The organism is Martinezella miluonensis, assembly GCF_900094545.1.
GTDB classification, from domain to species: Bacteria; Pseudomonadota; Alphaproteobacteria; order Rhizobiales; family Rhizobiaceae; genus Rhizobium; species Rhizobium miluonense.
In genome coordinates this window covers 1-25,136 of the sequence record NZ_FMAH01000021.1, presented here as the reverse complement: position 1 = coordinate 25,136, position 25,136 = coordinate 1, and the positions used below count along the sequence as shown (strand labels likewise).

The 25,136-nt window shown below is 60.1% G+C and carries 21 protein-coding genes and 1 tRNA gene; 9 read left to right on the top strand and 13 right to left on the bottom strand.

The window, feature by feature from the left end; all coding sequences use genetic code 11:
• Positions 1-29 precede the first annotated feature (29 nt).
• The 4 genes from GA0061102_RS17465 to rpoZ form a co-directional block, all read right to left on the bottom strand.
• On the bottom strand, positions 30-620 hold the full coding sequence (locus GA0061102_RS17465) for a DUF2062 domain-containing protein (RefSeq protein ID WP_092851429.1): 591 nt from the start codon (positions 618-620) through the stop codon (positions 30-32).
• 220 nt (positions 621-840) lie between these two features.
• On the bottom strand, positions 841-990 hold the full coding sequence (locus GA0061102_RS17460; protein ID WP_081615336.1) for a DUF3563 family protein: 150 nt from the start codon (positions 988-990) through the stop codon (positions 841-843).
• Positions 991-1,182: 192 nt separating this feature from the next.
• The gene (locus GA0061102_RS17455; RefSeq protein ID WP_092851427.1) at positions 1,183-3,405 is read right to left on the bottom strand and encodes a RelA/SpoT family protein; all 2,223 of its coding nucleotides are present in this window, start codon (positions 3,403-3,405) and stop codon (positions 1,183-1,185) included.
• A 100-nt stretch (positions 3,406-3,505) separates the two neighbouring features.
• Complete coding sequence (gene rpoZ / locus GA0061102_RS17450) at positions 3,506-3,907, bottom strand: DNA-directed RNA polymerase subunit omega (RefSeq protein ID WP_092851424.1); 402 nt, start codon at positions 3,905-3,907, stop codon at positions 3,506-3,508.
• A gap of 311 nt (positions 3,908-4,218) precedes the next feature.
• On the opposite strand from rpoZ, the gene GA0061102_RS17445 reads away from it, so the two are divergent.
• A complete protein-coding gene (locus GA0061102_RS17445) occupies positions 4,219-4,803 on the top strand; it encodes a LabA-like NYN domain-containing protein (protein ID WP_092851418.1) in 585 nt (194 codons plus the stop codon).
• Between the two features lie 133 nt (positions 4,804-4,936).
• Here GA0061102_RS17445 and smpB read toward each other — a convergent pair whose 3' ends face one another.
• Both smpB and dapA read right to left on the bottom strand, forming a co-directional pair.
• Complete coding sequence (smpB, locus tag GA0061102_RS17440; protein WP_092851412.1) at positions 4,937-5,416, bottom strand: SsrA-binding protein SmpB; 480 nt, start codon at positions 5,414-5,416, stop codon at positions 4,937-4,939.
• 133 nt (positions 5,417-5,549) lie between these two features.
• Complete coding sequence (gene dapA / locus GA0061102_RS17435) at positions 5,550-6,434, bottom strand: 4-hydroxy-tetrahydrodipicolinate synthase (protein ID WP_092851407.1); 885 nt, start codon at positions 6,432-6,434, stop codon at positions 5,550-5,552.
• 331 nt (positions 6,435-6,765) lie between these two features.
• On the opposite strand from dapA, the gene GA0061102_RS17430 reads away from it, so the two are divergent.
• Positions 6,766-8,706, top strand: coding sequence for a lytic transglycosylase domain-containing protein (locus GA0061102_RS17430; RefSeq protein ID WP_425348540.1), 1,941 nt, complete (start codon positions 6,766-6,768; stop codon positions 8,704-8,706).
• 81 nt (positions 8,707-8,787) lie between these two features.
• Positions 8,788-9,681 (top strand): alpha/beta fold hydrolase, encoded by an 894-nt coding sequence (locus GA0061102_RS17425; RefSeq protein ID WP_092851399.1) that lies wholly within the window; start codon positions 8,788-8,790, stop codon positions 9,679-9,681.
• Positions 9,682-9,806: 125 nt separating this feature from the next.
• Here the strand turns inward: GA0061102_RS17425 and GA0061102_RS17420 are convergent, their stop codons facing one another.
• The 3 genes from GA0061102_RS17420 to GA0061102_RS17410 all read right to left on the bottom strand — a co-directional run bounded on the left by GA0061102_RS17420 (position 9,807) and on the right by GA0061102_RS17410 (position 13,825).
• Positions 9,807-10,895 (bottom strand): porin, encoded by a 1,089-nt coding sequence (locus GA0061102_RS17420; RefSeq protein ID WP_092851396.1) that lies wholly within the window; start codon positions 10,893-10,895, stop codon positions 9,807-9,809.
• Between the two features lie 454 nt (positions 10,896-11,349).
• Positions 11,350-12,411 (bottom strand): porin, encoded by a 1,062-nt coding sequence (locus tag GA0061102_RS17415; RefSeq protein ID WP_092851391.1) that lies wholly within the window; start codon positions 12,409-12,411, stop codon positions 11,350-11,352.
• A gap of 490 nt (positions 12,412-12,901) precedes the next feature.
• Positions 12,902-13,825, bottom strand: a complete 924-nt coding sequence (locus GA0061102_RS17410) for a LysR family transcriptional regulator (protein WP_092851386.1) — start codon at positions 13,823-13,825, stop codon at positions 12,902-12,904.
• Between the two features lie 74 nt (positions 13,826-13,899).
• Between GA0061102_RS17410 and GA0061102_RS17405 the strand changes: the two genes are divergently transcribed.
• The gene (locus GA0061102_RS17405; RefSeq protein WP_245298040.1) at positions 13,900-14,862 is read left to right on the top strand and encodes an NAD-dependent epimerase/dehydratase family protein; all 963 of its coding nucleotides are present in this window, start codon (positions 13,900-13,902) and stop codon (positions 14,860-14,862) included.
• 130 nt (positions 14,863-14,992) lie between these two features.
• Here GA0061102_RS17405 and GA0061102_RS17400 read toward each other — a convergent pair.
• The 3 genes from GA0061102_RS17400 to GA0061102_RS17390 form a co-directional block, all read right to left on the bottom strand.
• Positions 14,993-15,082: transfer RNA gene (locus GA0061102_RS17400), tRNA-Ser, on the bottom strand.
• 105 nt (positions 15,083-15,187) lie between these two features.
• Positions 15,188-16,405: an NAD(P)/FAD-dependent oxidoreductase gene (locus tag GA0061102_RS17395; RefSeq protein WP_092851631.1), complete on the bottom strand. Its 1,218-nt coding sequence runs from the start codon at positions 16,403-16,405 to the stop codon at positions 15,188-15,190.
• Between the two features lie 202 nt (positions 16,406-16,607).
• Positions 16,608-17,723, bottom strand: coding sequence for a Gfo/Idh/MocA family protein (locus GA0061102_RS17390; RefSeq protein ID WP_092851384.1), 1,116 nt, complete (start codon positions 17,721-17,723; stop codon positions 16,608-16,610).
• A 228-nt stretch (positions 17,724-17,951) separates the two neighbouring features.
• Here GA0061102_RS17390 and GA0061102_RS17385 point away from each other — a divergent pair, with 228 nt between their 5' ends.
• The 5 genes from GA0061102_RS17385 (at position 17,952) to iolB (ending at position 24,730) form a co-directional block, all read left to right on the top strand.
• The gene (locus GA0061102_RS17385) at positions 17,952-18,824 is read left to right on the top strand and encodes a MurR/RpiR family transcriptional regulator (protein ID WP_092851383.1); all 873 of its coding nucleotides are present in this window, start codon (positions 17,952-17,954) and stop codon (positions 18,822-18,824) included.
• Between the two features lie 176 nt (positions 18,825-19,000).
• Positions 19,001-20,935, top strand: coding sequence for a bifunctional 5-dehydro-2-deoxygluconokinase/5-dehydro-2-deoxyphosphogluconate aldolase (locus GA0061102_RS17380; RefSeq protein ID WP_092851381.1), 1,935 nt, complete (start codon positions 19,001-19,003; stop codon positions 20,933-20,935).
• Between the two features lie 89 nt (positions 20,936-21,024).
• On the top strand, positions 21,025-22,875 hold the full coding sequence (gene iolD / locus GA0061102_RS17375) for a 3D-(3,5/4)-trihydroxycyclohexane-1,2-dione acylhydrolase (decyclizing) (protein ID WP_092851379.1): 1,851 nt from the start codon (positions 21,025-21,027) through the stop codon (positions 22,873-22,875).
• A 67-nt stretch (positions 22,876-22,942) separates the two neighbouring features.
• A complete protein-coding gene (gene iolE / locus GA0061102_RS17370) occupies positions 22,943-23,860 on the top strand; it encodes a myo-inosose-2 dehydratase (protein WP_092851377.1) in 918 nt (305 codons plus the stop codon).
• Positions 23,861-23,932: 72 nt separating this feature from the next.
• Entirely contained in the window at positions 23,933-24,730 is a 798-nt protein-coding gene (gene iolB, locus GA0061102_RS17365; RefSeq protein ID WP_092851375.1) for a 5-deoxy-glucuronate isomerase, read from the top strand.
• Positions 24,731-24,887: 157 nt separating this feature from the next.
• On the opposite strand, the gene GA0061102_RS17360 is transcribed toward iolB, so the two are convergent.
• The coding region (locus GA0061102_RS17360) for a transposase (protein ID WP_208858659.1) at positions 24,888-25,136 on the bottom strand (249 nt) is incomplete at its 5' end.

The window sequence follows — 25,136 nt, the reverse complement described above, 5'->3', positions numbered from 1 at the left end:
TCCCGGCGGCCTGGACGATGTCAGGCTCGTCAGACGCTCGACGCGTTGTCGGCAAGCGCCATGCGCTCACGCGCGCGCTCCATCAGCCGTTCCTTGCGGCGCGTTTTGAAAGTCTTCACGCCGTAATAGGTGAGCGCATAGACGATGACGCCTGAGACAATCGCCGGCGGAATACCGCCGATCAGCATCGGCTTCAAAACCGGATCCCAAATCTGCAGGAGATCGCCCTTGTGCCACAGCGCCGGCAGATCGATGCCGGTAGCGCCGCTGCCGCCGCTGTCGCGCGCCAGGATCAGATGGCCGATTTCCCACGTGAAAGCCCAGATGAAGGGATAGGTAATGGGATTGCCGGCGGCCAGACAGCCGAGCGCGGAAGCGATGACATTACCGCCGACCAGATAGGCGATGATGATCGCCATCACGAAATGCACGCCGATGAACGGCGTCCAGGACACGACGATACCCGCGGCAAATCCGGCCGCAATTGAATGCGGCGAAGCAGCAAGGCGAACGAGGCGCTTGCCGAAATATTGGAATGAGCGAACGAAACCCTTGCGGGGCCAAAGGTGCTCCCGCAGTTTTTCCTTGAATGTCAGTGGTTTTCGGCGACGAAATAACATGCGGTTTATCTAGTGCAATGGGGGCCGTCGTGACAAGACCGGCCAGCGGATCACGCACTGATTAAGAACCGAAAGTGCGGCCCTTTTTGGGAACGTCGCCCGCTTGCGCTGCAGAAAGCCGGACGCTCTCTCATTTTACAGGAAGCAATCCCGCAGTATCGGGATGCTCCAAGGGCGCAACAGCGACGCGCCCTCCTGGTCTTATAAGTATTGGCAGCGATTAACGCTGGCGGAACAGACCGCGGTCGACCTGACGCTGACGATATTCAAGATCGAAACGGTCGTGCGAGCCATTCAGATATGCCATTTCACGTTCTTCAACACTCGGAACGCGCAGGGCACGGGCGATTTTCTTGATCGGGCTAAACATTGTCTTCTCTCATCTCTGTTTCATTTCTTCGATGACCAGAAGATAGGCGCGACCGAGGTTAATTACCACCTCTCTAAAATAGACGCAGCCATGCGCTCTATGCACATCTATCCGGAAAGCTGCTCGTTTCTGGTCATAAAATGATCACAAAATATGCAGCCTGCACCGGATCGAGCGCGACGCCGCGCGGCGTCAGTCGTAAAGACGCTTTACCGTCGCGATGCAATCGAGCTCCTTGAGCTGCACCAGAAGCTGGTTCAGCTGGCGCAGATCCCAGACTTCGACGTCCAGCGCCATCTCAGTGAAATCGGCAGCAACGCGAACCGTGTTGAGAACGCGGATATTGACGTCGACATCGGCAACGGTCTGCGCCACCTTGGCCAGGGTGCCGGGTTCGTTCAGCGCGTTGATCAGGACGCGAGCGGCAAAACGGGACTTGTTGGCCTCGTCCAGATCCCAGCGCACATCGATCCAGCGTTCGGGCTCGTCGTCGAACCGCTGCAGGATCGGCGACTGGATCGGATATATGGTGATGCCCTTGCCCTTTTCCATGATGCCGACGATGCGATCGCCGGGGACGGCGCCCGTCGGTGCGAAATGCACCTCGACATTGGCCGCGAGACCACGGATCGGCGGCGCCTCGACACCATCAGCGAGATCGGCCTTGTTCTTACCGGGGATCTTGAAAATCATGCCGGAAGCGCTGTGGACATTGAACCAGCCTTCGTCGCCAGCCGGCTTGACGGTTACCCGCTCGTCCTGGTGGTCGGGGTAAACGGCGCGCAGCACATCGAGCGACGACATCTCCCCTCGCCCGACGGCGGCGATGGCGTCTTCCACATCCTTCTGACCGAGGCGATGCAGGGCAGGCTTCAAGGCATCCCGCGAGAAGACCTTGCCGGCACGCTCGAAGGTGCGCTCGAGAATGCGGTGGCCGAGGCCGGCATATTGCTTGCGGATGGCAAGCCGGGTCGCACGGCGAATGGCCGCGCGCGCCTTGCCGGTCACGACGATCTCCTCCCAGGCAGCCGGCGGCACCTGCACGCCGGATCGGATGATCTCCACCTCGTCGCCATTGGTCAGCCGCGTTACCAGCGGCATGATGCGGCCGTTGATCTTCGCGCCGACTGTGGTGTCGCCGATATTCGTATGGACGGCATAGGCAAAATCGATCGGTGTGGCGCCGCGCGGCAGCGCGATCAGCTTGCCTTTGGGCGTGAAGCAGAAGACCTGATCCTGGAACAGCTCGAGCTTGGTATGTTCGAGGAATTCTTCCGGGCTATCGCCCTCGGCCAGCGCTTCGATCGTATGCCGCAGCCAGGAATAGGCGCTGCTTTCCCGCGACAAAAGCTCGCCGTCGCCATTGCCGTTGCCGTTCGTGCCGTCCTTGTAGAGCGTATGGGCTGCGATGCCGAATTCGGCGATCTCGTGCATGCGCTTCGTTCGGATCTGCAGTTCGATGCGCTGGCTGGAAGGGCCGACGATCGTCGTGTGCAGAGAGCGATAGTCGTTCTGCTTCGGTGTCGAAATATAGTCCTTGAAGCGGCCGGGAACGACGCGCCAGCGGGTGTGCACGATGCCGAGCGCCCGGTAGCAGGACGGTATGTCGTCGACGAGAAGACGGAAGCCGTAAATATCCGAAAGCTGCTCGAAGGAGAGCGATTTCGACTGCATCTTGCGGAAGACCGAGTAAGGCTTCTTCAGCCGGCCTTTGACCATGGCATTGGCAAGGCCGTTTGCGACCAGCAGGTCGCGCAGCTCGGTCTCAATCTTCTTGACGAGACCCTCGTTGCGCCGCGACAGCTCTTCCAGCCGCTTGGTGACGGTATCGTGTGCCTCGGGATTGATGTGGCGGAAGGAGAGCTCTTCAAGCTCCTCGCGCATGTCCTGCATGCCCATGCGGCCGGCAAGCGGCGCATAGATTTCCATCGTCTCTTCGGAAATGCGGGCGCGCTTTTCCGGCGACATGTGGTCAAGCGTGCGCATGTTGTGCAGACGGTCGGCGAGCTTCACCAGAAGCACGCGGACATCGTCGGAAATTGCGAGCAGCAGCTTGCGGAGATTTTCCGCCTGCTTCGCCTTCTTGGTGACGAGATCGAGCTTCTTGATCTTGGTCAGCCCTTCGACCAGGCGACCGATGTCCTCGCCGAACAATTCGTCGATCTCGGCGCGCGTCGCCGTCGTATCCTCGATCGTGTCGTGGAGAAGAGCGACCGCGATGGTCGATTCGTCCAGACGCATATCGGTCAGAATGGCGGCAACTTCGAGAGGATGGGAAATATAGGGGTCGCCGCTGGCGCGTTTCTGCTGACCATGCTTCTGCATCGCATAGACGTAGGCCTTGTTGAGCAGCGCTTCGTTGGCATCGGGCTTGTACTTCTGCACCCGCTCAACAAGCTCATATTGCCGCATCATTCCAAGGCTACTCCCGCAAAAACAAAAGCGCGCCAGTCATATGACCGGCGCACGCATCCCCTCATCATATCGCTCCTGCCCGGAGCATCAAGATCGACGATCAGTAATCGTCGCTTTTTTCCGGCGGAACAAGGCCTTCGATGCCGGCCAGCAGTTCTTCTTCCGACATCTGGTCGAAAGTCACGGCTTCCGGGGCGTCTTCTTCCTCTTCGCTAGAAGCGGAAGCACCACCGGTTGCCAGCAGGTTTGCCGGATCGGGCTCGGGCTCATCCACTTCGACGTGCTTCTGCAGCGAGTGGATCAGGTCTTCCTTGAGGTCATCAGGCGACAGCGTCTCGTCGGCGATTTCGCGCAGGGCAACGACCGGGTTCTTGTCGTTGTCGCGGTCGATCGTGATCGAGGAGCCCTGCGAAATCAGGCGAGCGCGATGGCTGGCAAGCAGCACGAGCTCGAACCGGTTCTCTACTTTATCAATGCAATCTTCAACTGTGACACGGGCCATTGCCTGTCCTTTGCGGTCGTGATGTCTTCATCATGTCTCGGAGTAGCACGCCGATACAAGCAAACGATGGCAAATTCAAGTTTTTCCTGTTTGAGCCCCTTCGCACCATCCCATAAAGTGCTAAAATTCTCCTAGACAAATGGTGCATTCCACCTAAGATTGCTTGGAATATCGCGTGGCGTGCCCTAAATCTCGATTATATGAATAATTCATAAAGTAATTCGAATTATTCTCGGACGCTGTACAAGGCCTTGTTTTAGCTTACCTTTGAATAAAAAGATTACGTTTTTGTAACAGTGGATATGTAAGCGATGTTTGACCCACGCGAGAAAATCGCACTTTTTATAGACGGCGCCAATCTCTACGCTGCATCCAAGAGCCTCGGCTTCGATATCGACTACCGCAAGCTCCTGAAGGCGTTTCAGAAACGTGGATACCTGCTGCGCGCCTATTACTACACTGCCCTTATCGAGGATCAGGAATATTCCTCCATCCGTCCGCTGATCGATTGGCTCGATTACAACGGCTACAAGGTCGTTACCAAGCCGGCGAAGGAATTCACCGACTCCATGGGGCGCCGCAAGATCAAGGGCAACATGGATATCGAACTGGCGATCGACGCCATGGAACAATCCGAAACCGTCGATCATCTGGTGATCTTCTCCGGTGACGGCGATTTCACGACGCTGGTAGAGGCTCTGCAGCGTCGCGGCCGCAAGGTTTCGGTCATTTCGACCATGGCGACCCAGCCGCCCATGATCGCCGACGATCTACGTCGTCAGGCAGATCACTTCATCGACCTCGTCTCGCTGAAGGCGGAAATCGGACGCGAACCCTCCGAGCGCCCGCACCGCGCCGCAGAGGTTACTCATGCAGAAGCAGATGCCGAGCAATAAAGCTGGGGAATTCCTGACCTCTGGCGTTCGAACTCCTGCGCTATCGCGCTTGAGCCTTAGCTTTGTCCCCACCCCGGTGGTTCTTGGCTAAACGCGGATCGGCAGTGCGCGCTCGATCAACTCCGCGTCAGGCTTAGCCATTGTCCTTCAACAGGCGGCTCTTCTGCCGGTTCCAATCGCGTTCCTTTTCGGTTTCGCGCTTGTCGTGCAGCTTCTTACCCTTGGCCAGAGCCAGTTCCAGCTTCGCGCGACCGTTATCATTGAAATAGATCTTCAACGGCACCAGCGTCATGCCCTCGCGATTGATGGCAGAGCGCAAGCGGCCGATTTCACGGCCGGAAAGCAGCAATTTGCGGCGACGGCGCGGCTCGTGATTAAAGCGGTTCGCCTGCAGGTATTCAGGCAAATAGGAATTGATGAGCCAAATCTCGCCGTCTTCATCGGAAGCGTAGGATTCCGCAATATTGGCCTTGCCCTCGCGCAGGGACTTGACCTCGGTGCCCTTCAGCACGAGACCGGCCTCATAGGTATCGATGATCTCGTAGTTGAAGCGTGCCTTGCGGTTCTCCGCCACGATCTTCTTCACTACGCGCTGGCTGCCTTTGGGGGCCATGATTCTTCTTCTTTTCTTACATCATTCAGGCTGCAGCCATCGGCGCGCCAAGTTCCTGCACCCTAGATAAGCGAGGCCGCCCCCTTTGTGAAGAGAGCGGCCTGACAGAGCTTCGGTCTTGCGCGCGTTGCCGTCAGTTCAGAAGGCCCGCATGGCGCATGGCCGCGTCGATCGCAGCTTCCGTCGCAGGCTCCAATGTCGGCAGCAGCGGCGAGCGGACGTTACGGCTCATGCGGCCGAGGCGCGAAAGGCCGTATTTGGCGCCACAAACGCCAGGCTCCATAAAGATCGCCTTGTGCAGCGGCATCAGACGATCCTGATACTCGAGGGCCTTGGCATAATCGCCGGCAAGCGTCGCCGCCTGAAATTCGGCGCAAAGGCGCGGCGCGATATTGGCCGTCACGGAAATGCAGCCGACGCCGCCATGGGCGTTGAAGCCGAGCGCCGTTGCGTCCTCGCCGGAAAGCTGGCGAAAATCGGTGCCACAGGCGATGCGCTGCTCGGAGACGCGCTCGATCTTGCCAGTCGCGTCCTTCACGCCAACGATGTTGCCATAGGCCTTGACGAGTGCGCCCATCGTTTCCGGCGTCATGTCGACGACCGAGCGGCCAGGAATATTGTAGATATAGATCGGCAGCTTCACCGCTTCCGCGACGGCGGCGAAATGTGCGTACAGGCCCTTCTGCGTCGGCTTGTTGTAATAGGGCGTGACGACGAGAACCGCATTGGCACCGACCTTCTCGGCATGCTGAGCAAGCTCGATCGCCTCGCGCGTGTTGTTCGAGCCTGCGCCGGCCATGACGGGAACACGCTTGTTCGCCACTTCGATGCAAAGCTCGACGACGCGCTTGTGCTCATCATGCGACAAAGTCGGCGATTCGCCCGTCGTGCCCACGGGCACCAAGCCGCGGCTACCCTCTTTTATCTGCCACTCGACATGGGAGGCGAAGGAAGCCTCATCAAACTTGCCGGCGTCAGTAAAGGGTGTAACGAGTGCGGGAATGGACCCCTGGAACATACAAGTCTCCTAGCGGCGCTGCCTTCATGCTTAAGCCGCAATCCATGGTTATGAATCTGCGCACCATAGAGTGCCGGCTTGTTGGGGACAAGCGCGCTTTGATTGGTTTGGGGCAGTTTCCGATATCATAATTGATTGAAATTCGCGCCGCCGGTAAGGTTTCGTTAATATACCATTGGGCAAATGGAAGGGGCCTGATTGTTTTGTGAGTAGCCGGATGAAAAGACCCGCGATGATCTGGACCGCCGTAGGCTTGGCGGTCGCATGGAGCGCTTTTGCGTCTCAGATTTCCGGTCAGCAGACATTGACCGGCAATCGCTCCGACGTTGCGATGACAATGCCGGATCCAATGAGCACCGCCTCCATACCGCGCGGCGGCCCCATCGCCCCGATCAATGGCGACCTGAAGGCCGGCCTCGACGCACTTTCCAATAAAAACCCGATGCAGGCGCTGGCCATCCGCAACGGCATGAGCCAAGGCACGCTCGATCGCCATATTCTGACCTGGGCGATTGCCACCTCCGGCCAACCGGGCACTCCTTCCGGGGAGATTGCCTCAGCTGCGCGCGAATTGGTGGGCTGGCCGGGCCTCGGCAGCCTGAGGGCAAACTCGGAACGGGCGCTCTACGCCGAAAATCCATCGACTGATCAAATCCTTGCCGCCTTCGGCAGCACGCAGCCCGAAACCGTGGAAGGCTCGGTGATCCTGTCGCGCGCCCTCATGGCACGCGGCTCGTCGGCGCAGGCTGCAAAATTGATCCGCAAGATCTGGCGCAATGAAACGCTGGACAAGCCTTTCGAGGACAAGATCCTCGCAGAATTCTCCGGACTATTGTCACCGGCCGATCATAAGGCGCGGATGGACTATCTGCTTTACCGCGACCGCACCGCCCAGGCGAAGCGCTTCGGCGATCTCGGGAAAGCACAGTCGCTCTACAAAGCCTGGGCTGCGGTCAACGAACACTCAAGCAAAGCCGACGGGCTGATTGCCGGCATTGACGCCCAATGGCGCAAGGATCCCGCCTATCTCTTCATGCGGATCGAAAACCTGCGCCGCCAGAACAAATATGACGATGCCGCCAATCTGCTGGCTCAGATGCCGCGCGATCGCAGCGTGCTCGTCAATCCCGACCAATGGTGGAACGAGCAGCGCATCGTCAGCCGTGGACTGGTGGACCAGGGCGATTTCAAGGACGCCTATCGCATCGTCGACGCCAGCGTCGCGGAAAGTCCGCAAGACGTCGGTGAAGCCGAGTTCCATGCAGGGTGGTACGCTCTGCGCGGCCTGCAGGACGGCCTGGGCGCAGCGACCCATTTCCGCAAGATCCTGCAGGTATCGAACGGGCCGATCTCGCAATCACGCGGCTGGTACTGGCTGGGTCGCGCCGCCGAGGCTGGCGGCCCCGGCAAGGCAGCCGATTTCTATGCCAAGGCGGCCTCCTATCCGAGCACGTTCTACGGCCAGCTTGCCGCCGAAAAGCTTGGCCGCCGCACGCTGAATGTCACCTACCCCGCGCCCGCGCCTGCCGATCGCCAGGGCTTCCAGGGGCGCGAAGCGGTGCAGGCCATCTCGCGGCTCGAAGCGGCGGGACATGGCTGGCGTGCTGAGGCGCTCTATCGCGCGCTGGCGAAACAGCTGGCGAGCCCGGGCGAGATCGCCTTGCTGACGGCCCAAGCCGAGCGCTCCGGCAACCATCAGCTCTCGCTGCAGATCGGAAAGATCGCCTATGGACGCGGCATCGACGTGGCGGCCTTGGCCTTCCCGATTGGCGTCATTCCGCAGAATGCGAATATCTCCGGCTCCGGCAAAGCGCTTGCCTATGCCATTGCCCGGCAGGAAAGCGCCTTCAACCCGGCGGCGATCTCCTCGGCCAATGCACGCGGCCTGCTGCAATTGCTGCCGAAGACGGCCAAGGCGGTCGCAGGCCGGCATGGCATAGCCTATTCCGCCGACAAACTGACGCAGGATGCCGGCTACAACGCGACGCTCGGCGCCCACTATCTCGGCGAACAGATCGACACCTTTGGCGGCTCCTACATCCTCACCTTCATCGCCTACAATGCCGGGCCGAACAAAGTGCCGGAATGGATCAGCCGCTATGGGGACCCGCGCGGCAAGTCGCTTGACGACGTGATTGACTGGATCGAGCGCATTCCCTTCCCCGAGACACGCAACTATGTTCAGCGCGTCATGGAAAACTATCAGGTTTACAAAGCACGGCTCGGGCAGAAGACCGACATTGTGCAGGACCTTGTCAACGGGCGCGGCTAAATGGCCCGCAAGGGCGCGGTTGTGAAAGCCGTCGAAATCGCGTTACATCCCTCGTCATATCCCAAGCACGAGGCATGATGCATGCGCAGCGACGATGAAAGCGGCTTCCTTGCTCGAACGATATCCACCCAGGATGGCCTGAAGCTCTATGTTCGAGACTATATGGGCGATGCATCGGCAACGCGGGCGCGGCCGCCCGTCATCTGCCTGCCGGGCCTGACCCGCAATTCGCGGGACTTCCACCAATTGGCGCTGCTTTTGGCGCAGCATCCGACCGCTCCCTACAGGGTGATCACGCTCGATGCCCGCGGACGCGGCCAATCCGAACGCGATGCTGACAAATCCCACTACAATCTTGCCGTCGAAGCGCAGGACGTCCTGACCGTCTGTGCCGCCCTCGCTATCCCGCAAGCAGTCTTCATCGGCACGTCACGCGGCGGTCTCGTGATGCATCTGCTCGCAGCCAGTCGTCCGGACATCCTGAAAGCAGCCATTCTCAATGATATTGGTCCTGCGCTTGAGAAACCCGGTCTGGCTGATATTCGCGACTACCTCAATCGTGACAGGAAGCCCATCGACCGAGACGATGCCGTTGCAATCCTGCGCGAGAATCACGGGGCCGCCTTTACTGTTCTCAGCGATGACGACTGGCAGGACATGGCTGACGCGATCTATGCCTTCACCGATGGCAAACCCGTGGCTGATTACGACTTGGCCATCGCTGAACAGCTGCAATCGCTTGACCTCGAGGCCCCTCTTGCGGATCTGTGGCCGCAATTCGAGGGATTCAACGGCATTCCCTTGATGGTGATTCGCGGCGGGAACTCCAGGCTGCTGAGCACAGTCGTCACCGAAGAAATGGCACGCCGTCATCAGGGCACAATCATCAAGACGGTGGCCGGCCAGGGCCACGCCCCTATCCTGCATCTCGGCGATGTTCCGGAGGCAATCCGGAGCTTTCTATCGGCGGTTTGACAACAGCCCCGATCGTTTCTGGGGACAGCACGCAATGAAAAGGCCCGGTTGGGAAAACCGGGCCTGTCCTTTTCTGATCGGAGGTCAGATCAGAAAATTTGTCGATGTCGATTCGGCGGACCGAATTAGAAGCTGCGCTGGAAGCGGAGGATACCAGCCCACTGATCCTGGTTCACAGAATCGAAGTTGGTGTAGGTAACTTCCGGCTCGACGAGCAGGTTCTTAACCGGGTTCCACTTGACGTTCGTGGTTGCTTCGAAGATCTTGCTGTCGGTGTAGGCGAGCTGGACGTTCCACTTCAGCTTCTCGTTGATCGGAACGCTGACGCCGCCCCAAACTGCCCAGTCGCCCCAGCCGCAGAGATCGCCACGGCCAACCGGGCAAGCAGATGCGTTCAGGTTCGAACCGGCATACTGGTTCAGCTTGCCGCCGTCGGTGTTCCAGCCGCCCATCAAGAAGGCCTTGAAGACGCCGAAGTCGGCATCGACGCGAGCCTTGATGGCGCCTTCTTCGACGATCGAGTCGTAACCGCCGACGACCTTGAAGCCGAAGTTGCCAACCTTGTAGCCGATACCGGCAACGGCGTTCGGAGCGTACTGGTTAGTCTTCGCCTGAACCCAAGCGCCGCCGTAGGAAGAGGTATCAGCACCGGAGTTGCTGTCTTCGACCGAGACCACAGCCGTGAAGCCGTTGCCGGCGTCGTAGTTGTAGCTGATCTGGTTGAGTTCGTACGGGCCGTCATAGACCACGTCGTCGTTGATGACGTCGCCAGCATAACCGGTGAAGACGTTGTACTGCGAGTCAGCCTTACCGACGAGGAAGCCACCGAGGCTGATGTTAGCCCAGAGCAGCTTGGTGGCAGTGCTGTTGCCTTCCTGCCAATCCCAACGGATAACTGTGTTGGTCTTCAGCGGACCGTATTCCGTGTCCGATGCAGTGTCGAGGCTCAGCTGAGCGCGGGTATGCCAGAGAGTGCCGTTGTGGCTATTCGGGTTGTAGGCATCGTACCACTTGCCTTCGGTACGAACCATACCGCCGACCTTGAGGCAGGTTTCGGTGCCCGGAATGAAGAAGTAGCCTGCACCGTATGCGTCGCAGATGCGAACGTATTCCAGCGGCTCCGGCTCGGCAGCAACGATAGCGTCGGCTGCGTGAGCACCGGATACTGCTGCCAGCGCAGCAGCGGAGCCGAGAAGAAGGCTCTTGATGTTCATAGTAACTCCAGTTTTAATATCAATTAGGTACGAGAAATCACGCCGAGAAAATCGACGTGCCCCACCCCCACCTAAGTTTTTTCAAAGTTGACCCCTGATCTGGGAGAACCAAGACAATAAGCCTTGCTTCCGATTTGGACCCTACAGATCGTTTTTTTCAGAGCAATATCAGATACAAACTATCGGCATTTATGACGCGCGTTTCAAAGAACGCGTTGCACAAAGATCACGTCGCAAAATCGTCACATTACCGACGCGTCCAAATCAAATTCTGCTTAAAATTACATGGGAAAGCATTCAACCCGCGGGAAAAGTGTGCCGCGCCAAAACAGTCGGCCTGATCTTTCCAATATCGGAAAGAAATGCTGCGACAGGCAACGCAAAAAGCCCGGCCTTTCGACCGGGCTTCTCCTCACCGAAGTGAGAAATCTCAGATGACCGAAGTCAAATCAGATTAGAACGAACGCTGGAAGCGGAGGATACCAGCCCACTGGTCCTGATTGATGGAGTCCCAGTTGGTGTAAGAAACTTCCGGCTCGATGAGCAGGTTCTTAACCGGGTTCCACTTGACGTTCGTCGTAGCGGCGAAAATCTTGGAGTCGGTGTAGGCGAGCTGAACGTTCCACTTCAGCTTTTCGTTGATCGGAACGCTAGCGCCGCCCCACAGAGCCCAGTCACCCCAGCCGATCGGAGCAGCAGCGCCGCCGCCGTTCGAACCAGCGTACTTGTTCAGCTTGCTGCCGTCGGTGTTCCAGCCGCCCATCAAGAAGGCCGAGAATGCGCCGAAGTCAGCGTCTACACGAGCCTTGATAGCGCCTTCTTCGACGATCGAGTCGTAACCGCCGACGACCTTGAAGCCGAAGTTGCCAACCTTGTAGCCAACACCGGCAACAGCGTCAGGAGCGTAGTGGTTGTGGCTGTCTTCGCCGTTGGCGCCGGTAGCACCCGTGCCAGAGTTGCTGTCTTCGACCGAGACCACAGCCGTGAAGCCGTTGCCGGCATCGTAGTTGTAGGTGATCTGGTTCAGCTCGTACGGGCCGTCATAGACCACGTCGTCGTTGATGACGTCGCCGGCATAACCGGTGAAGACGTTGAACTGCGAGTCTTCCTTACCGACGGTGAAGCCGCCGAGGCTGATGCTGGCGTGCAGCAGGTTGGTACCCGTTGCGTTACCTTCCTGCCAGTCCCAACGAATTTCAGTGTTGGTCTTCAGCGGGCCGTATTCGGTGTCCGAAGCCGTCTGCAGCTGCAGCTCAGCGCGGGTGTGCCACTTGGTGCCGAAGTGAGTGTTCGGGTTGTAGGCGTCGTACCATTCACCTTCAGTACGAACCTTACCACCGATCTTGAGGCAGGTTTCGGTGCCTGGGATGAAGAAGTAGCCAGCGCCGTAGGCGTCGCAGATGCGGACGTACTCAAGCGGCTCCGGCTCGGCAGCAACGATGGCGTCTGCTGCGTGAGCACCGGATACTGCTGCGAGGGCAGCAGCGGAGCCGAGAAGAAGGCTCTTGATGTTCATATTGACCTCCAGTCAAAGTTTTAAGCGAAAATGAAAACTACCCGAAGGTATTCCCTGTCCCATCTTCGTGTTTCAAGAAGTGGACGATCAATCGCCCTCGCTTCCGAGAGTGAAAATACAAGACGCGCTCTGTCACGCAATCGACATCTTGCCGGAAAGGGTGATTTGCGTAAGCCTTCCCTGAGCCCTGTTGCCGAAAGGACACAAAACGGCCAACCGGCGGCAATAAAGGTTTAGACTTTGTTAAGAAAATCCTTAATCTGCGGGGGGTTATAGGGGCCGCCCAAATATTGGCAAAGAATTGAAATGGGCGCTCGGATGGCCATCACATGGCAATTTGAGGGGTTTTGCGACGCTCCGCAGGCCCATTGCGACATTAGTCGAGCCTTCGACCAATGACGAACGGCCACCGCCTCAGTCCGCTGGTCGTCCCGAAACGATGCACATACCCAAATGATTCCCATCGGCTGCGATTCGGCAGCGGGCGTGCCTATCGATAAACCGTTGATGCGACGTCACGCATCAGTTCGCGGAACCAGACGAGAGCCGGATCGGCGGAGCGTAGGCGGTCCCAAACCAGCGTAACGGAAAACGGTTCTGGAATTAGTGGCGATGGCCTCATCGCAAGCCCGAACATGTCGCCGAAGCGGCGGCTCAGCGCTTCCGATAGCGTGGTGACGTAGTCCGTCGCCGCCACCACCGCGAGTGCGACGGCAAAATGCGGCGTCGCCAGAGCGATCGTCCGCGACAGCCCACGCGCCGCCAGCGCCGCATCGATCTCCGACTGGCCATCGCCAAAGATGGTGATGGCGGCATGGGAGAAGCGGGCATAGTCTTCCGCCGATACCGGCCCGGCAGCCAAGGGATGGCCGCGGCGCGTCACGAGCATCAGCCGGTCGACACCCAGCACCATGCTCTCTGCGCCCGGCGGTAAGGGCGAAGATGCCAAAGCAAAGGCAAAATCGATTCGCCCCTGCTGTATGTGGCGGACCGTCTCGGGGCCGTAGCTCTCCACTGCGACGCGGAAGCCCGGCGCATCATGCGACACCCTGCGCATCACTTCCGGCATCAGCAGCAGCGTCTGGGCGTCGGCGGCAGCGATCCGCACCGTGCGCTGCTCTATCGCCGGATCGAACGGCGCATCACGGAACAACGCGCCCAACTGCGCGAGCGCGGCCGCGACCTGCGGCGCCAGCCGCTCAGCCTTTGGCGTCAGTGTGAAGCCACCCGCCTGGCGCACTAGGAGCGGATCGCCGAACAGTGATCGCAGCCGGTTGAGGGCACGGCTCATCGCGGGCTGGCTCAACCCCACGTCGCGTCCGGCATGGGTGACATTGCGCCGCAGCAGCAGCGCATCGAGTACCGGCAGGAGATCGAGATCTATTCCGGAAAGATGCTTGTTTGATATACTCATTATGGCAACAATGCATTGTGTGCATGGTTCAGTCCAGTGCTATCCTGCCGGAAGTGATAGGATCGGAAGGGCGCATGATGGACAGACAGGACGTGATCTTCGGCTACGGTGCGGCAGGCCGGGCCATTGCGGAAAGGCTCGCGGCGGCGGGACGCGCGGTTCTTATCGCGCAGCGTTCGCGCCCGGACGATCTTCCTGCCGGCATGGAGTTCATCCGCTGCGACGTGCTCGACCGTGCTGCTGTCGTGAACGCCGCGGCTGGCGCGGCGCGGATCGTCATCGCCACCGGCTTTACCTATGACACCACGGTCTGGGAAAGATGCTGGCCGCAGGCGATGGCGAATTTCCTAGCAGCCGCCGAGGCGACCGGCGCACCGACCCTGTTCTTCGACAACTTATATATGTATGGCCCGCAGGAGGGGCCGATCCGCGAAAGCACGCCCTTCACGCCCTGGGGCGGCAAGCCGGCCGTGCGGCGGGCGATCAGCGAGATGTGGCAGGAGGCGTCAAACCAGGGGCGCGTCCGCATGAGCGCCCTGCGCGTCAGCGATTTCTATGGGCCTGGCGTGACGAACAGTCATCTGGGCGAGTCGCTGTTCGGCCGGCTGGCAGCCGGCAAGGCGGTGCAATTCGCGATGCCGATCGATCATCCGCACGACGTCGCCTATCTTCCCGATGCTGCCCGCGCGGCACAGCAACTGCTCGATGCACCCGAGGATGCCTGGGGCCAGGTATGGCACATGCCCTGCGCCAAGACGCGAACGCTCAGGGAGATCGTGATCATTGCGGCGGCGGCGATGGGCCGGACGCCGCGCATCCAGACGATCCCGGCTATCCTTCAGCCGGTGTTACGGATGGCGGTGCCGATCCTGCGCGAGGTGCATGACATACGCTTCCTCTTCGACCGCCCCTACCAAATCGATGCGACGAAGTTTACGGCCCGCTTTTCGCTGGACGTGACGCCAATCGATGTGGGGGTCGCCGAAACGGCCCGTCATTTCCTGAGCGTCGCTAACCCACAGGCTGATGCTGCTTGAGCCGATACGCGACCGAAAGGGGGCAATTTGAAAAGAGAGAAGACGGCAATCGGAAGGTGAGGTGATCGCCAGGTCGACCATTCGGCACCCAGCCTGAGAGAGATGTCTTCGGGTATGGGCGAGGTCATCATGGCGGAGAAGATGGGATTCGAACCCACGATACCATTTCTGGTATACTCCCTTAGCAGGGGAGCGCCTTCGACCACTCGGCCACCTCTCCGGTGCGGCCCTGATAGGGCCATTCATTTATCGACGCAAGCGCTTTTTCGCCTCCACCCACGTTCTTTCCGAGATTCGGCGATAGCCGGCTGTCGAATGTGGCGCGTCAGGCCAATAGTTGCTTGAGGTCAGCAGCCGGGTCGGAAAGAATCGCTTTGGACGGATTGACGCCGCTTTCCAGCAGCTTCTTGCCGGTAACATAGGCCTTTGCATCGTTTACGGCATCGACGGCAATGAAGCGGCCCTGCTTGAAATACCAGACAGAGGCAGCGCCCTCACGCGCGCCGGGACGCAGCAGCGTCTCGTCATAGCCAAGATTGAAGCCGGCAATCTGCAGCTTGACGTCATACTGATCCGACCAGAACCAAGGTTTCGGATCGTAGGCCTTATCGCCGCCGGCAATGATCTCGGCAGCAGCATCCGCCTGGTCGACCGCGTTCTGAACTGATTCGAGCCGGATCCGCGTGCCGTCCCATGGCAATTCGACGCAGTCGCCCATAGCGAAGATCGACGGATCGGAGGTGCGGGCGAACGAATCGACGACAATCCCATTGCCGACCTCCAGGCCTGCTTCCTTGGCGAGCCTGTCGTTCGGGGCGACGCCGATACCGACGACAACGAAGTCTATATCTATAGTGGTCCCGTCGGAAAGCTCCGCGGCGGCGACATGACCATTCCTGCCGACGAGCTGCTTCAGCCCGGTCTTCTCGCGAATGACAACATCATGTTTCTGGTGGATCGACCTGAAGATATCGGCCGTTTCCTTGGCCGCGACCCGTTGCAGGATTCGGTCGCCCATTTCAATCAGGGTGACCTCGAGGCCGCGATGGCGAGCGACGGCTGCAGCTTCCAGCCCGATATATCCGCCTCCGATGATGAGGACCCGGCGTCCGGGGCGCATCTCGCCCGCAAGCAGATCCGCATCGCGCTTGTCACGAGCAACATAGACGCCTTCGAGCGCGCCACCGACGGATGGCGGAAGCCGGCGCGGCGTGGAGCCGGTGGCAAGCGCCAGCGTCTCATAATCCAGCCTCGAGCCATCCTGCATGACGATCTGCTTTGCAGCGCGGTCGATCTGCTCGACCCAGGTGGACAGGCGAATCTCGACATTGTTGTCGGCATACCAATGTTCCGGGCGGAACAGCAGGCGATCGAAGCTCATCTCGCCAAGGAGATATTTTTTGGTCAATGGCGGCCGCTGGTATGGGAGACTCTCTTCTGCGCCCACAATGGTAATCGGCCTCGAATCACCAAGCATCCGCAACTTGGCGGCAAGAGCAAAACCCGCCTGCCCGGCCCCGACAATGACCAACCTGCCCGTCACGATCCGTACTCCATTGTTATTATGGCGATCCAATCCGCGCGAATGCGGGAGGATGCGCTTCGGCTTCAGGGGTAGCGCTTGCGCCGGCAAGCGTCAATCATGACTGACCCTGCGCCCCGGATCGGGAGAAAGTTAGGCCACCACGTTTTTCTCCGGCCGCATTTCTGCGATGCCGGGCGGGGGTGCGCCTGGCCGCAATGATCTAGGCGATTTCGATCCATCGCCGCTCGTGGAAGGATTGCGCCATGGCGTGCACCGATTTCTCGATACGCAGGCCATCATTGAAAGCCACGACTGACGCAGCCTCCCCGGAGATGGCGCGGATCAGCTCGCGGCACTCGATGATCTTCAGATCGTTGAAGCCGAGGCCATGGCCCGGCGCGGGGATGAAGCGGTCATAGGGTTTATGAGCAGGAGCGGCGAGAATCTTGCGGAACCCCTGTTCCGTATCCCTGCCCGCGGCCTGATAAAGCTCGAATTCGTTCATGCGCTCCTGATCGTAGGAGATCGAGCCCTTTGAGCCGAAGATCTGCAGGGCGATCCGTCCCTTGCGTCCCCAGGCCGACCGGTTGGCCATGAGCACGGCGGAAAGGCCGCCGCCAAGCCGCATCAGCACGTTGGCCAGATCGTGGTTTTCGACGGCACGGCTGCCGCCGTCCTTCAATGGCCGCTCGGCATAGGGCTTTACCATATCGGTGATGACGGCCTCCACATGGCCGAAGAGAAACCAGAGCAGCGAGAGCGGATGCACGGCAAAATCGTCCAAAGCGCCGTAGCCGGAGGCAAGCTCGCTCTTCCAGTAGAACAAGCCGTTCGGATCGGCCATGAAATCCTCATCCATCTCGACGCGGACATGATTGACCGTACCGATCGCGCCCTCTTCGATTAGCGACTTGATGTGCCGCATCACAGGGTTCTGGATATAATTGTAGCCGAGAATGGCGATCTTGCCGGAAACCTTGGCCGCCGCCAGCATGCGTTCGGCATCATCATAAACCGGCGCCATGGGCTTTTCACACCAGACGTGCTTGCCAGCCTCAAGGGCCGCGATCGCCATTTCCGGGTGGAACTGGTTGGGTGTCGTGACGGAAACGACGTCGACATCGGGATCCGCAATGAGATCGCGCCAGTCGGCCGTCGCCTTCTCGAAGCCGAACTCATCGCCCCGCGTCTTCGCCAGATCGGCATTCGCTTCGGCCAGATGGACGAGACGAGGTCGCGCCACATCGCCGAACACGGTCTTGACCGCATTCCACGCGAGCGCGTGGCATTTGCCCATGTAGCCCGTACCGATCAGTCCAACGCCCAACGGTTTCATTTGCCTGTCCTCCTCCGCTTCCTCTCGAAGCTGGTTCATTTTTGGAATGTTTAGACCGTTTTGGCAAGCGCACATTTCGTGCCGCCGACATGAGACTTCGACGGACATCTAAATTACACGTTTAAAATCATTAGCTTAAAAATATTCGTGCCGATTAAATCGAAATCCGCTATCTTTGCAAATATGGAATACTTATTCCATCATGGGCATGAATGGCGGAAGGCAGGCATGGATAACAGTATCGACACGCAGACAAGGGTGCCGCGCGACTTCGAAAGCTTGCGCAGCAACATCATAGAGCGCAAGAATGCCATGCCGAAGCGACTGGCGCAGGTTGCCGCCTTCGCGCTTGGCAATCCCGATGAAATTGCCTTCGGCACTACGGCGAGCATCGCGGCCGCCGCCGAAGTCCAGCCTTCAACGCTGGTACGTCTTGCCCACCACCTCGGCTATGAAGGCTTTTCCGATCTGCAAAGCATCTTCCGCGAGAGGCTGCGCGACCGGACGCTCAGCTATGAAGAGCGGTTGGTGACGCTGGAACGCTCCGGCATCGAGAATGAGGAGGCCAGCATTCTCTCCGGCTTCCTGTCTGCCGCAAGCCAGTCGGTCAACAAGCTGGCCGCGACCATCGAGACGGAGACTTTCGCCAAGGCGGTCGACGTGCTTGCCGCCGCCGAGACCATCTATCTTATTGCCAAGCGCCGCTCCTATCCGCTCACCGCCCATATGGCTTACGCCTTTTCCAAGCTGAACATACGCCATCAGATCGTCGCCTCGCCGAATGGCATCGATAGCGAGATCGCCCGCTTCGCCACGGAGAAGGATGCTGCGATCGCTGCGAGCTTTTCTCCCTATGCCGCCGAGAGCCTAGCACAGGCGCAGGATCTCGCCTCGCGCAATGTGCCGGTCATTGCCATTACCGATTCGGCCTTCTCGCCGCTCACCGCCTGTGCGACCCATTGGTTCGAGGTCGCAGAGACCGATTTTGCCGGCTTCCGCTCCATGTCGGCATCGATGGCGCTCGTCATGGCCTTCCCCGTTGCCATTGCCGAGCGGCGAAGAAAAGGTGCGGCAAAAGCAGATAAAACGAAAATGGAATAAATATTCCGAATTGACAAAATCTCGGAACCAATGTTTCACTATAGCTGAGATCGGGGTGCGAGAAATGAGCGCCGATCCACCGCAACCGGGACGAAACGAATACCGGCACCTTTAATGACGCGTGATCTCGGCGCAAGCTGAAAAGCCGGAGGATCAGGCACGGACGGGAGGACATCATGGCACACGACAATCCTGGCGCTCAGCCGGAGGCGAAACTCGATGTGATCACCATCGGCAGGTCCTCCGTCGATCTTTACGGCCAGCAGATCGGCTCGAAGCTCGAGGACATCGCCTCTTTCGCCAAATCGGTCGGCGGCTGCCCGGCCAATATCGCCATCGGCACCGCCCGGCTTGGCCTCAAATCCGGCCTCATCACCCGCGTCGGCGACGAGCAGATGGGCCGCTTCATTCGCGAACAGGCGGCACGCGAGGGTGTTGCCGTCGACGGGATCGCCACGGACAAGGAACGCCTGACGGCGCTGGTGCTCTTGGCGGTCGAGGCCGAGGGCGTCTCGCCGATGATCTTCTATCGGTCCGACTGCGCCGACATGGCACTCAACGAAGACGACATCGACGAGAACTTCATCAAGTCCTCCGGCGCCGTTCTGGTGTCCGGCACGCATTTTTCCAAGCCCAATACCGAAGCGGCACAGCGCAAGGCGATCCGCATCGCCAAGGCGAACGGCCGCAAGGTGATCTTCGACATCGATTATCGACCGAACCTCTGGGGCCTTGCCGGTCATGCCGAAGGCTTCGAGCGCTATGTGAAGTCGGACCGCGTGTCCGCCAAGATGAAGGAGACACTGCCGGATTGCGACCTGATCGTCGGGACGGAAGAAGAGATCATGATCGCCTCCGGTGCCGACGACGTGCTCGGCGCCTTGAAGGAAATCCGCCGTCTCTCATCGGCAGTCATCGTGCTGAAGCGCGGCGCCATGGGCTGCATCGTCTATGAAGGCCCGATCTCGGACGATCTGGAAGCCGGCATCGTCGGCCAGGGTTTCCCGATCGAGGTATTCAACGTTCTCGGCGCGGGCGACGCCTTCATGTCCGGATTCCTGCGCGGCTATCTGCGCGGCGAGCCCTTGAAGACCTGCGCCACCTGGGCCAATGCCTGCGGCGCCTTTGCCGTCTCGCGCCTCCTCTGCTCGCCGGAATATCCGACCTGGGCCGAGCTCGATTTCTTCCTGAAGACGGGCAGCAAGCACCGGGCGCTGCGCAAGGACGAAGCGATCAACCATATTCATTGGGCGACGACCCGCCGCGGCGACGAGATCCCTTTGCTGATGGCGCTTGCCATCGATCATCGCTCGCAGCTCGTCAGCGTCGCCGACGAACTGGGCATCGGCCACGAGAAGATCGTCGCCTTCAAGCGGCTTGCCGTCGAGGCGGCAGCACGGGTGGCCGACGGCCGGCCCGGCTACGGCATGCTGATCGACGAGCGTTTCGGACGCGACGCCTTTTTCGATGCGGCCACCAAGGACTTCTCCTGGATCGGACGCCCGGTCGAACTGCCGGGATCGAAGCCGCTGAAATTCGAGTTCAGCCAGGACATCGGCTCGCAGCTCGTCGAATGGCCGCTTAACCACTGTATCAAATGCCTGTGCTTCTACCATCCGGACGATCCGAAGGAATTGAAGGCGGAGCAGCAGGAGAAGTTGCGGACGCTGTTCGAAGCCGCCCGCAAGGTTGGCCGCGAGCTTCTGGTCGAGATCATTGCCAGCAAGAACGGGCCGCTGACCGACGACACGATCCCGACAGCGATGGAAGAACTCTACGCGCTCGGCATCAAACCGGACTGGTGGAAGCTGGAGCCGCAGGAATCGACGACTGCCTGGAAAAAAATCGATGCCGTGATCGCCAAAAATGATCCATTGTGCCGCGGTATCGTGCTGCTCGGCCTGGAGGCGCCGGCTGAGGAACTGATCCGCAGCTTCGAGGCGACGCTGGCAGCGCCTTCGGTGAAGGGTTTCGCCGTCGGGCGGACCATCTTCTCCGATGCGGCCCGTGCCTGGTTGTCAGGCGCCATGAACGACGAGGAAGCGATTGCCGACATGGCCGGCCGCTTCCGGCAATTGACGGCAGCGTGGCTCAAAACCCGCGGCCTGTGAAATTCTGGAGCAATTCCGGCAAAAGTGCATAGCGGTTTTGCGTCCGGAATTGCTTGAAACAAAGAGATACGGCATTTGGGAGGCGCCCGATGGGCAAGACGATCCGATTGACGATGGCACAGGCCGTCGCGCATTTCCTCAAGAAGCAGATGACCATCATCGACGGGCAGAAGCAGCCGATCTTCGGCGGCGTCTGGGCGATCTTCGGTCACGGCAACGTCGCCGGCATCGGCGAGGCGCTCTATCAGGTGCGCGAGGAGCTTCCGACCTTCCGCGCCCACAATGAACAGGGCATGGCCCATGCCGCCATCGCCTATGCCAAGGCGAGCTTCCGTCAGCGCTTCATGGCCTGCACGACGTCGATCGGCCCCGGCGCCCTTAACATGGTGACGGCGGCCGGCGTCGCCCACGTCAACCGCATCCCCGTTCTCTTCCTTCCCGGCGACGTCTTCGCCAGCCGCGCGCCCGATCCGGTGCTGCAGCAGATCGAGGATTTCGGCGACGGCACCGTTTCCGCCAACGACGCCTTCCGCCCCGTCTCCCGCTATTTCGACCGTATCACCCGCCCGGAGCAGATCATGACGGCGCTAAAGCGCGCCATGCAGGTACTGACCGATCCGCTCGATTGCGGCCCGGTGACGCTCTCGCTGTGCCAGGATGTGCAAGCCGAAGCCTTCGACTATCCGGAGAGCTTCTTTGAGGAGCATGTCTGGACCCAGCGCCGCCCACAGCCGGATGCGGACGAGCTTGCCAATGCCATCGCGCTGATCCGCAAATCGGAAAAACCAGTCATTCTCGCCGGCGGCGGCGTGCTCTATTCGCAAGCGACGAAGGAGCTGGCTGCGTTTGCCGAAGCACATGACATTCCCGTCGTCGTCACCCAGGCAGGCAAGTCGGCCATCGACGAGACGCATCCCTTAGCGCTCGGCTCGGTCGGCGTGACGGGCACGTCTGCGGCCAATGCCATTGCCGAGGATACCGATCTGGTGATCGCGGTCGGCACGCGCTGCCAAGACTTCACCACCGGCTCCTGGGCGCTGTTCAAGAACGAGAAGATGGCCATGATCGGCCTCAACATCGCGGCCTACGACGCGTTGAAGCACGACAGTCACCCACTGGTGACGGATGCGCGCGAAGGTCTGAAGGCACTGGGTTCTGGCCTTGCCGGCTGGAAAGCTCCGGCAGCACTTGCCGAGAAGGCAACGCGGGAAAAGAAGATCTGGATGGAAGCCGCCGCCAAGGCGATGGCGGCCACCAATGCCGCCCTGCCCTCCGACGCCCAGGTGATCGGTGCGGTCACTCGCACGATCGGCGGCGAGAAGACCATCGTGCTTTGCGCCGCCGGCGGCCTGCCGGGTGAGCTGCACAAGCTCTGGCCGGCGACAGTGCCCGGCAGCTACCACATGGAATACGGCTTCTCCTGCATGGGTTACGAGATAGCCGGCGGGCTCGGCGCGAAGATGGCCCATCCGGAAAAGGAAGTCGTCGTCATGGTCGGCGATGGCTCCTACATGATGCTGAATTCCGAACTGGCGACCTCGGTCATGCTCGGCCTGAAGATCACCGTCGTTCTGCTCGACAATCGCGGCTACGGCTGCATCAACCGCCTGCAGATGGCGACCGGCGGCGCAAACTTCAACAATCTGCTGAAGGACTCGCGCTTCGAAGTGATGCCGGAGATCGACTTCCGGGCACATGCCGAAAGCATGGGCGCGATTGCCGTGAAGGTTTCCTCCATCACCGAGCTGGAGCAGGCCATCGAAGCTTCGAAAAAGAACGACCGCAGCTCGGTCATCGTCATCGACACGGATCCGCTGATCACCACGGACGAAGGCGGCCATTGGTGGGATGTCGCCGTTCCCGAGGTCAGCCCGCGCGCCGAGGTCAACAAGGCCCGCGCCGCCTATGAGAAAGCCCGCGCCTCCCAGCGCATCGGCTGATCGATTTCCGACACTTTTCTGGAGGAGCTGAGACGCTCCTCCAACACCATTTTCAAGGAGACTATTGATGAAGGCCAAACTCGGCATGTCGCCCATCGCCTGGTGGAACGACGATCTTCCGGAGCTGAGCGACGACGTATCGCTCGAAGAATGCCTGCGCCAGTCGCGTGGTGCCGGCTTCACAGGTATGGAACAAGGCCGGCGCTTCCCCAGCAATCCCGATGAAATGCTGCCGATCCTGCGCGCCGCCGACGTGACGCTTTGCGGCGGCTGGTTCTCGGGCACGCTCGTCAATGAGGAGCTGGCGGCAAACAAGGACCGTATCGCGCCGATGATCGAGCTGTTCAAGGCGGTTAATGCGCCCTGCATCGTCTATGGCGAAGTCGGCCGCTCCATCCAGGGCGACCGCTCCAAGCCGCTCGCTACCAAGCCGCGCCTCTCGGATGACGAGATGAAGGCATATGCCCGTCGCGTCACCGAGTTTGGCGAATGGTGCGCCGCGCAGGGCATGCCGCTCTCCTACCATCATCATATGGCAGCCGTCGTCGAAACCGAGCCGGAACTCGCCGCCTTCATGCTCAATTCCGGCGAAGGCATTCCGCTGCTGCTCGATGCCGGTCATCTCGCCTTTGCCGGCGGCGATGTGCTGCGCGCCATCGACAACCACCACGCCCGCATCAATCACGTCCACGTCAAGGATATCCGCAAGTCCGTCGTCGATGGCCTGGATCGCAGCCGGCAGTCCTTCCTCGATGCCGTAGCGCTCGGCGCGTTCACGGTGCCGGGCGACGGCTCGCTCGATTTCGGCGCCATCGTCAAGCGCTTCGCCGATTACGGCTATGAGGGCTGGTTCGTGGTCGAGGCCGAACAGGATCCGCGCAAGGCTCCGCCGCAGAAGATGGCCGAGATCGGTCATGCCGAGCTGATGCGCGTCATGACGGCAGCGGGTTACACGGTGGAAACCGAAGGCTTTCCCAAGGGATAGCTAGAGATGAGCGCCCCTCACCCGATCGAAGGATGGCGAGGGGTGTTTTTCCAAGCAATGGAGGAAAAACCCATGCCAAATCTCAAGGTCAAACCTGACGGCTCCCATGGCCGCGTCACCCATGTCACGCCCGAAAGCGCCGGCTGGACCTATGTCGGCTTCGACCTCCATCGCCTGAAGCCGGGCGAAACGGCTTCGGCTGAAACCGGCGACCGCGAGGTCTGCCTCGTATGGGTCAGCGGCAAGGGACGCGCCAAGGCGGGTACTAAGGATTTCGGCTTGCTCGGCGGCCGCATGAGCCCCTTCGAGGGCGCACCGCATGCGCTCTATATTCCCGCCGGTTCAAGCTGGTCGGTGACTGCGGACACCGATCTGGAACTCGCCGTCTGCTCGGCACCGGGCGGTGGCTCCTATGAGGCGCGCGCCATTCCGCCGGGCACCCATCCGGCCCTGACACGTGGCAAGGGCACGAATGTCCGCCACGTCAACAATATCATGCCGGAAGACGATGGCGCGGCGCATTCGCTGCTGGTCGTGGAAGTGATCACGCCGGGCGGACATACCTCGTCCTATCCTCCCCATAAGCACGATCAGGACGATCTCCCGAACGAGAGCTTCCTGGAGGAGACCTACTACCACCGCCTCAACCCGCCGCAAGGCTTCGGCTTCCAGCGCGTCTATACCGACGATCGCTCGCTGGACGAAGTCATGGTGCTGGAGGATGGCGACGTGACGCTGGTGCCGAAGGGTTATCATCCTTGCGCCGCCTGCCACGGCTATGATCTCTACTACCTCAACGTCATGGCCGGCCCGAAGCGCATCTGGAAATTCCACAATGCCGTGGAGCACGAATGGCTCCTCAAGTCCTGAGCGGCGCCTGCACAGCTCATAACGAAAAAGGCCGCGCCTGAGAGCGCGGCCCTCAGACCGCTGACAAACCCGTCGATATTTTCGGCGGGTTTTGTGTTTGCGGATTGATGCTTTTGAGAAGGTGGCGTTTCGATTTTGTTGAAACGGCCTGATCTGCTCAGGCCATGCTTGGCTTTGGCGCCTTTGTGAGGGCCATTGCGATCTTCTTGATGTTCTGGGCGGCGGCAGCCAGCAGGCACTGGCATCTGACGCACACGAGACTTCGGAAGCGGGCGTATCGGTGACCGTGGAGTTGCTTGGCATCGGCAAAGGAGCGCTCGACCGTCTCCTTCCGCCGCTTGTAGATCGCCTTGCCCCAGGATGTCTTGCGGTGGGCGTCGGTGCGCTCGCGGGCATCTATCCAGAC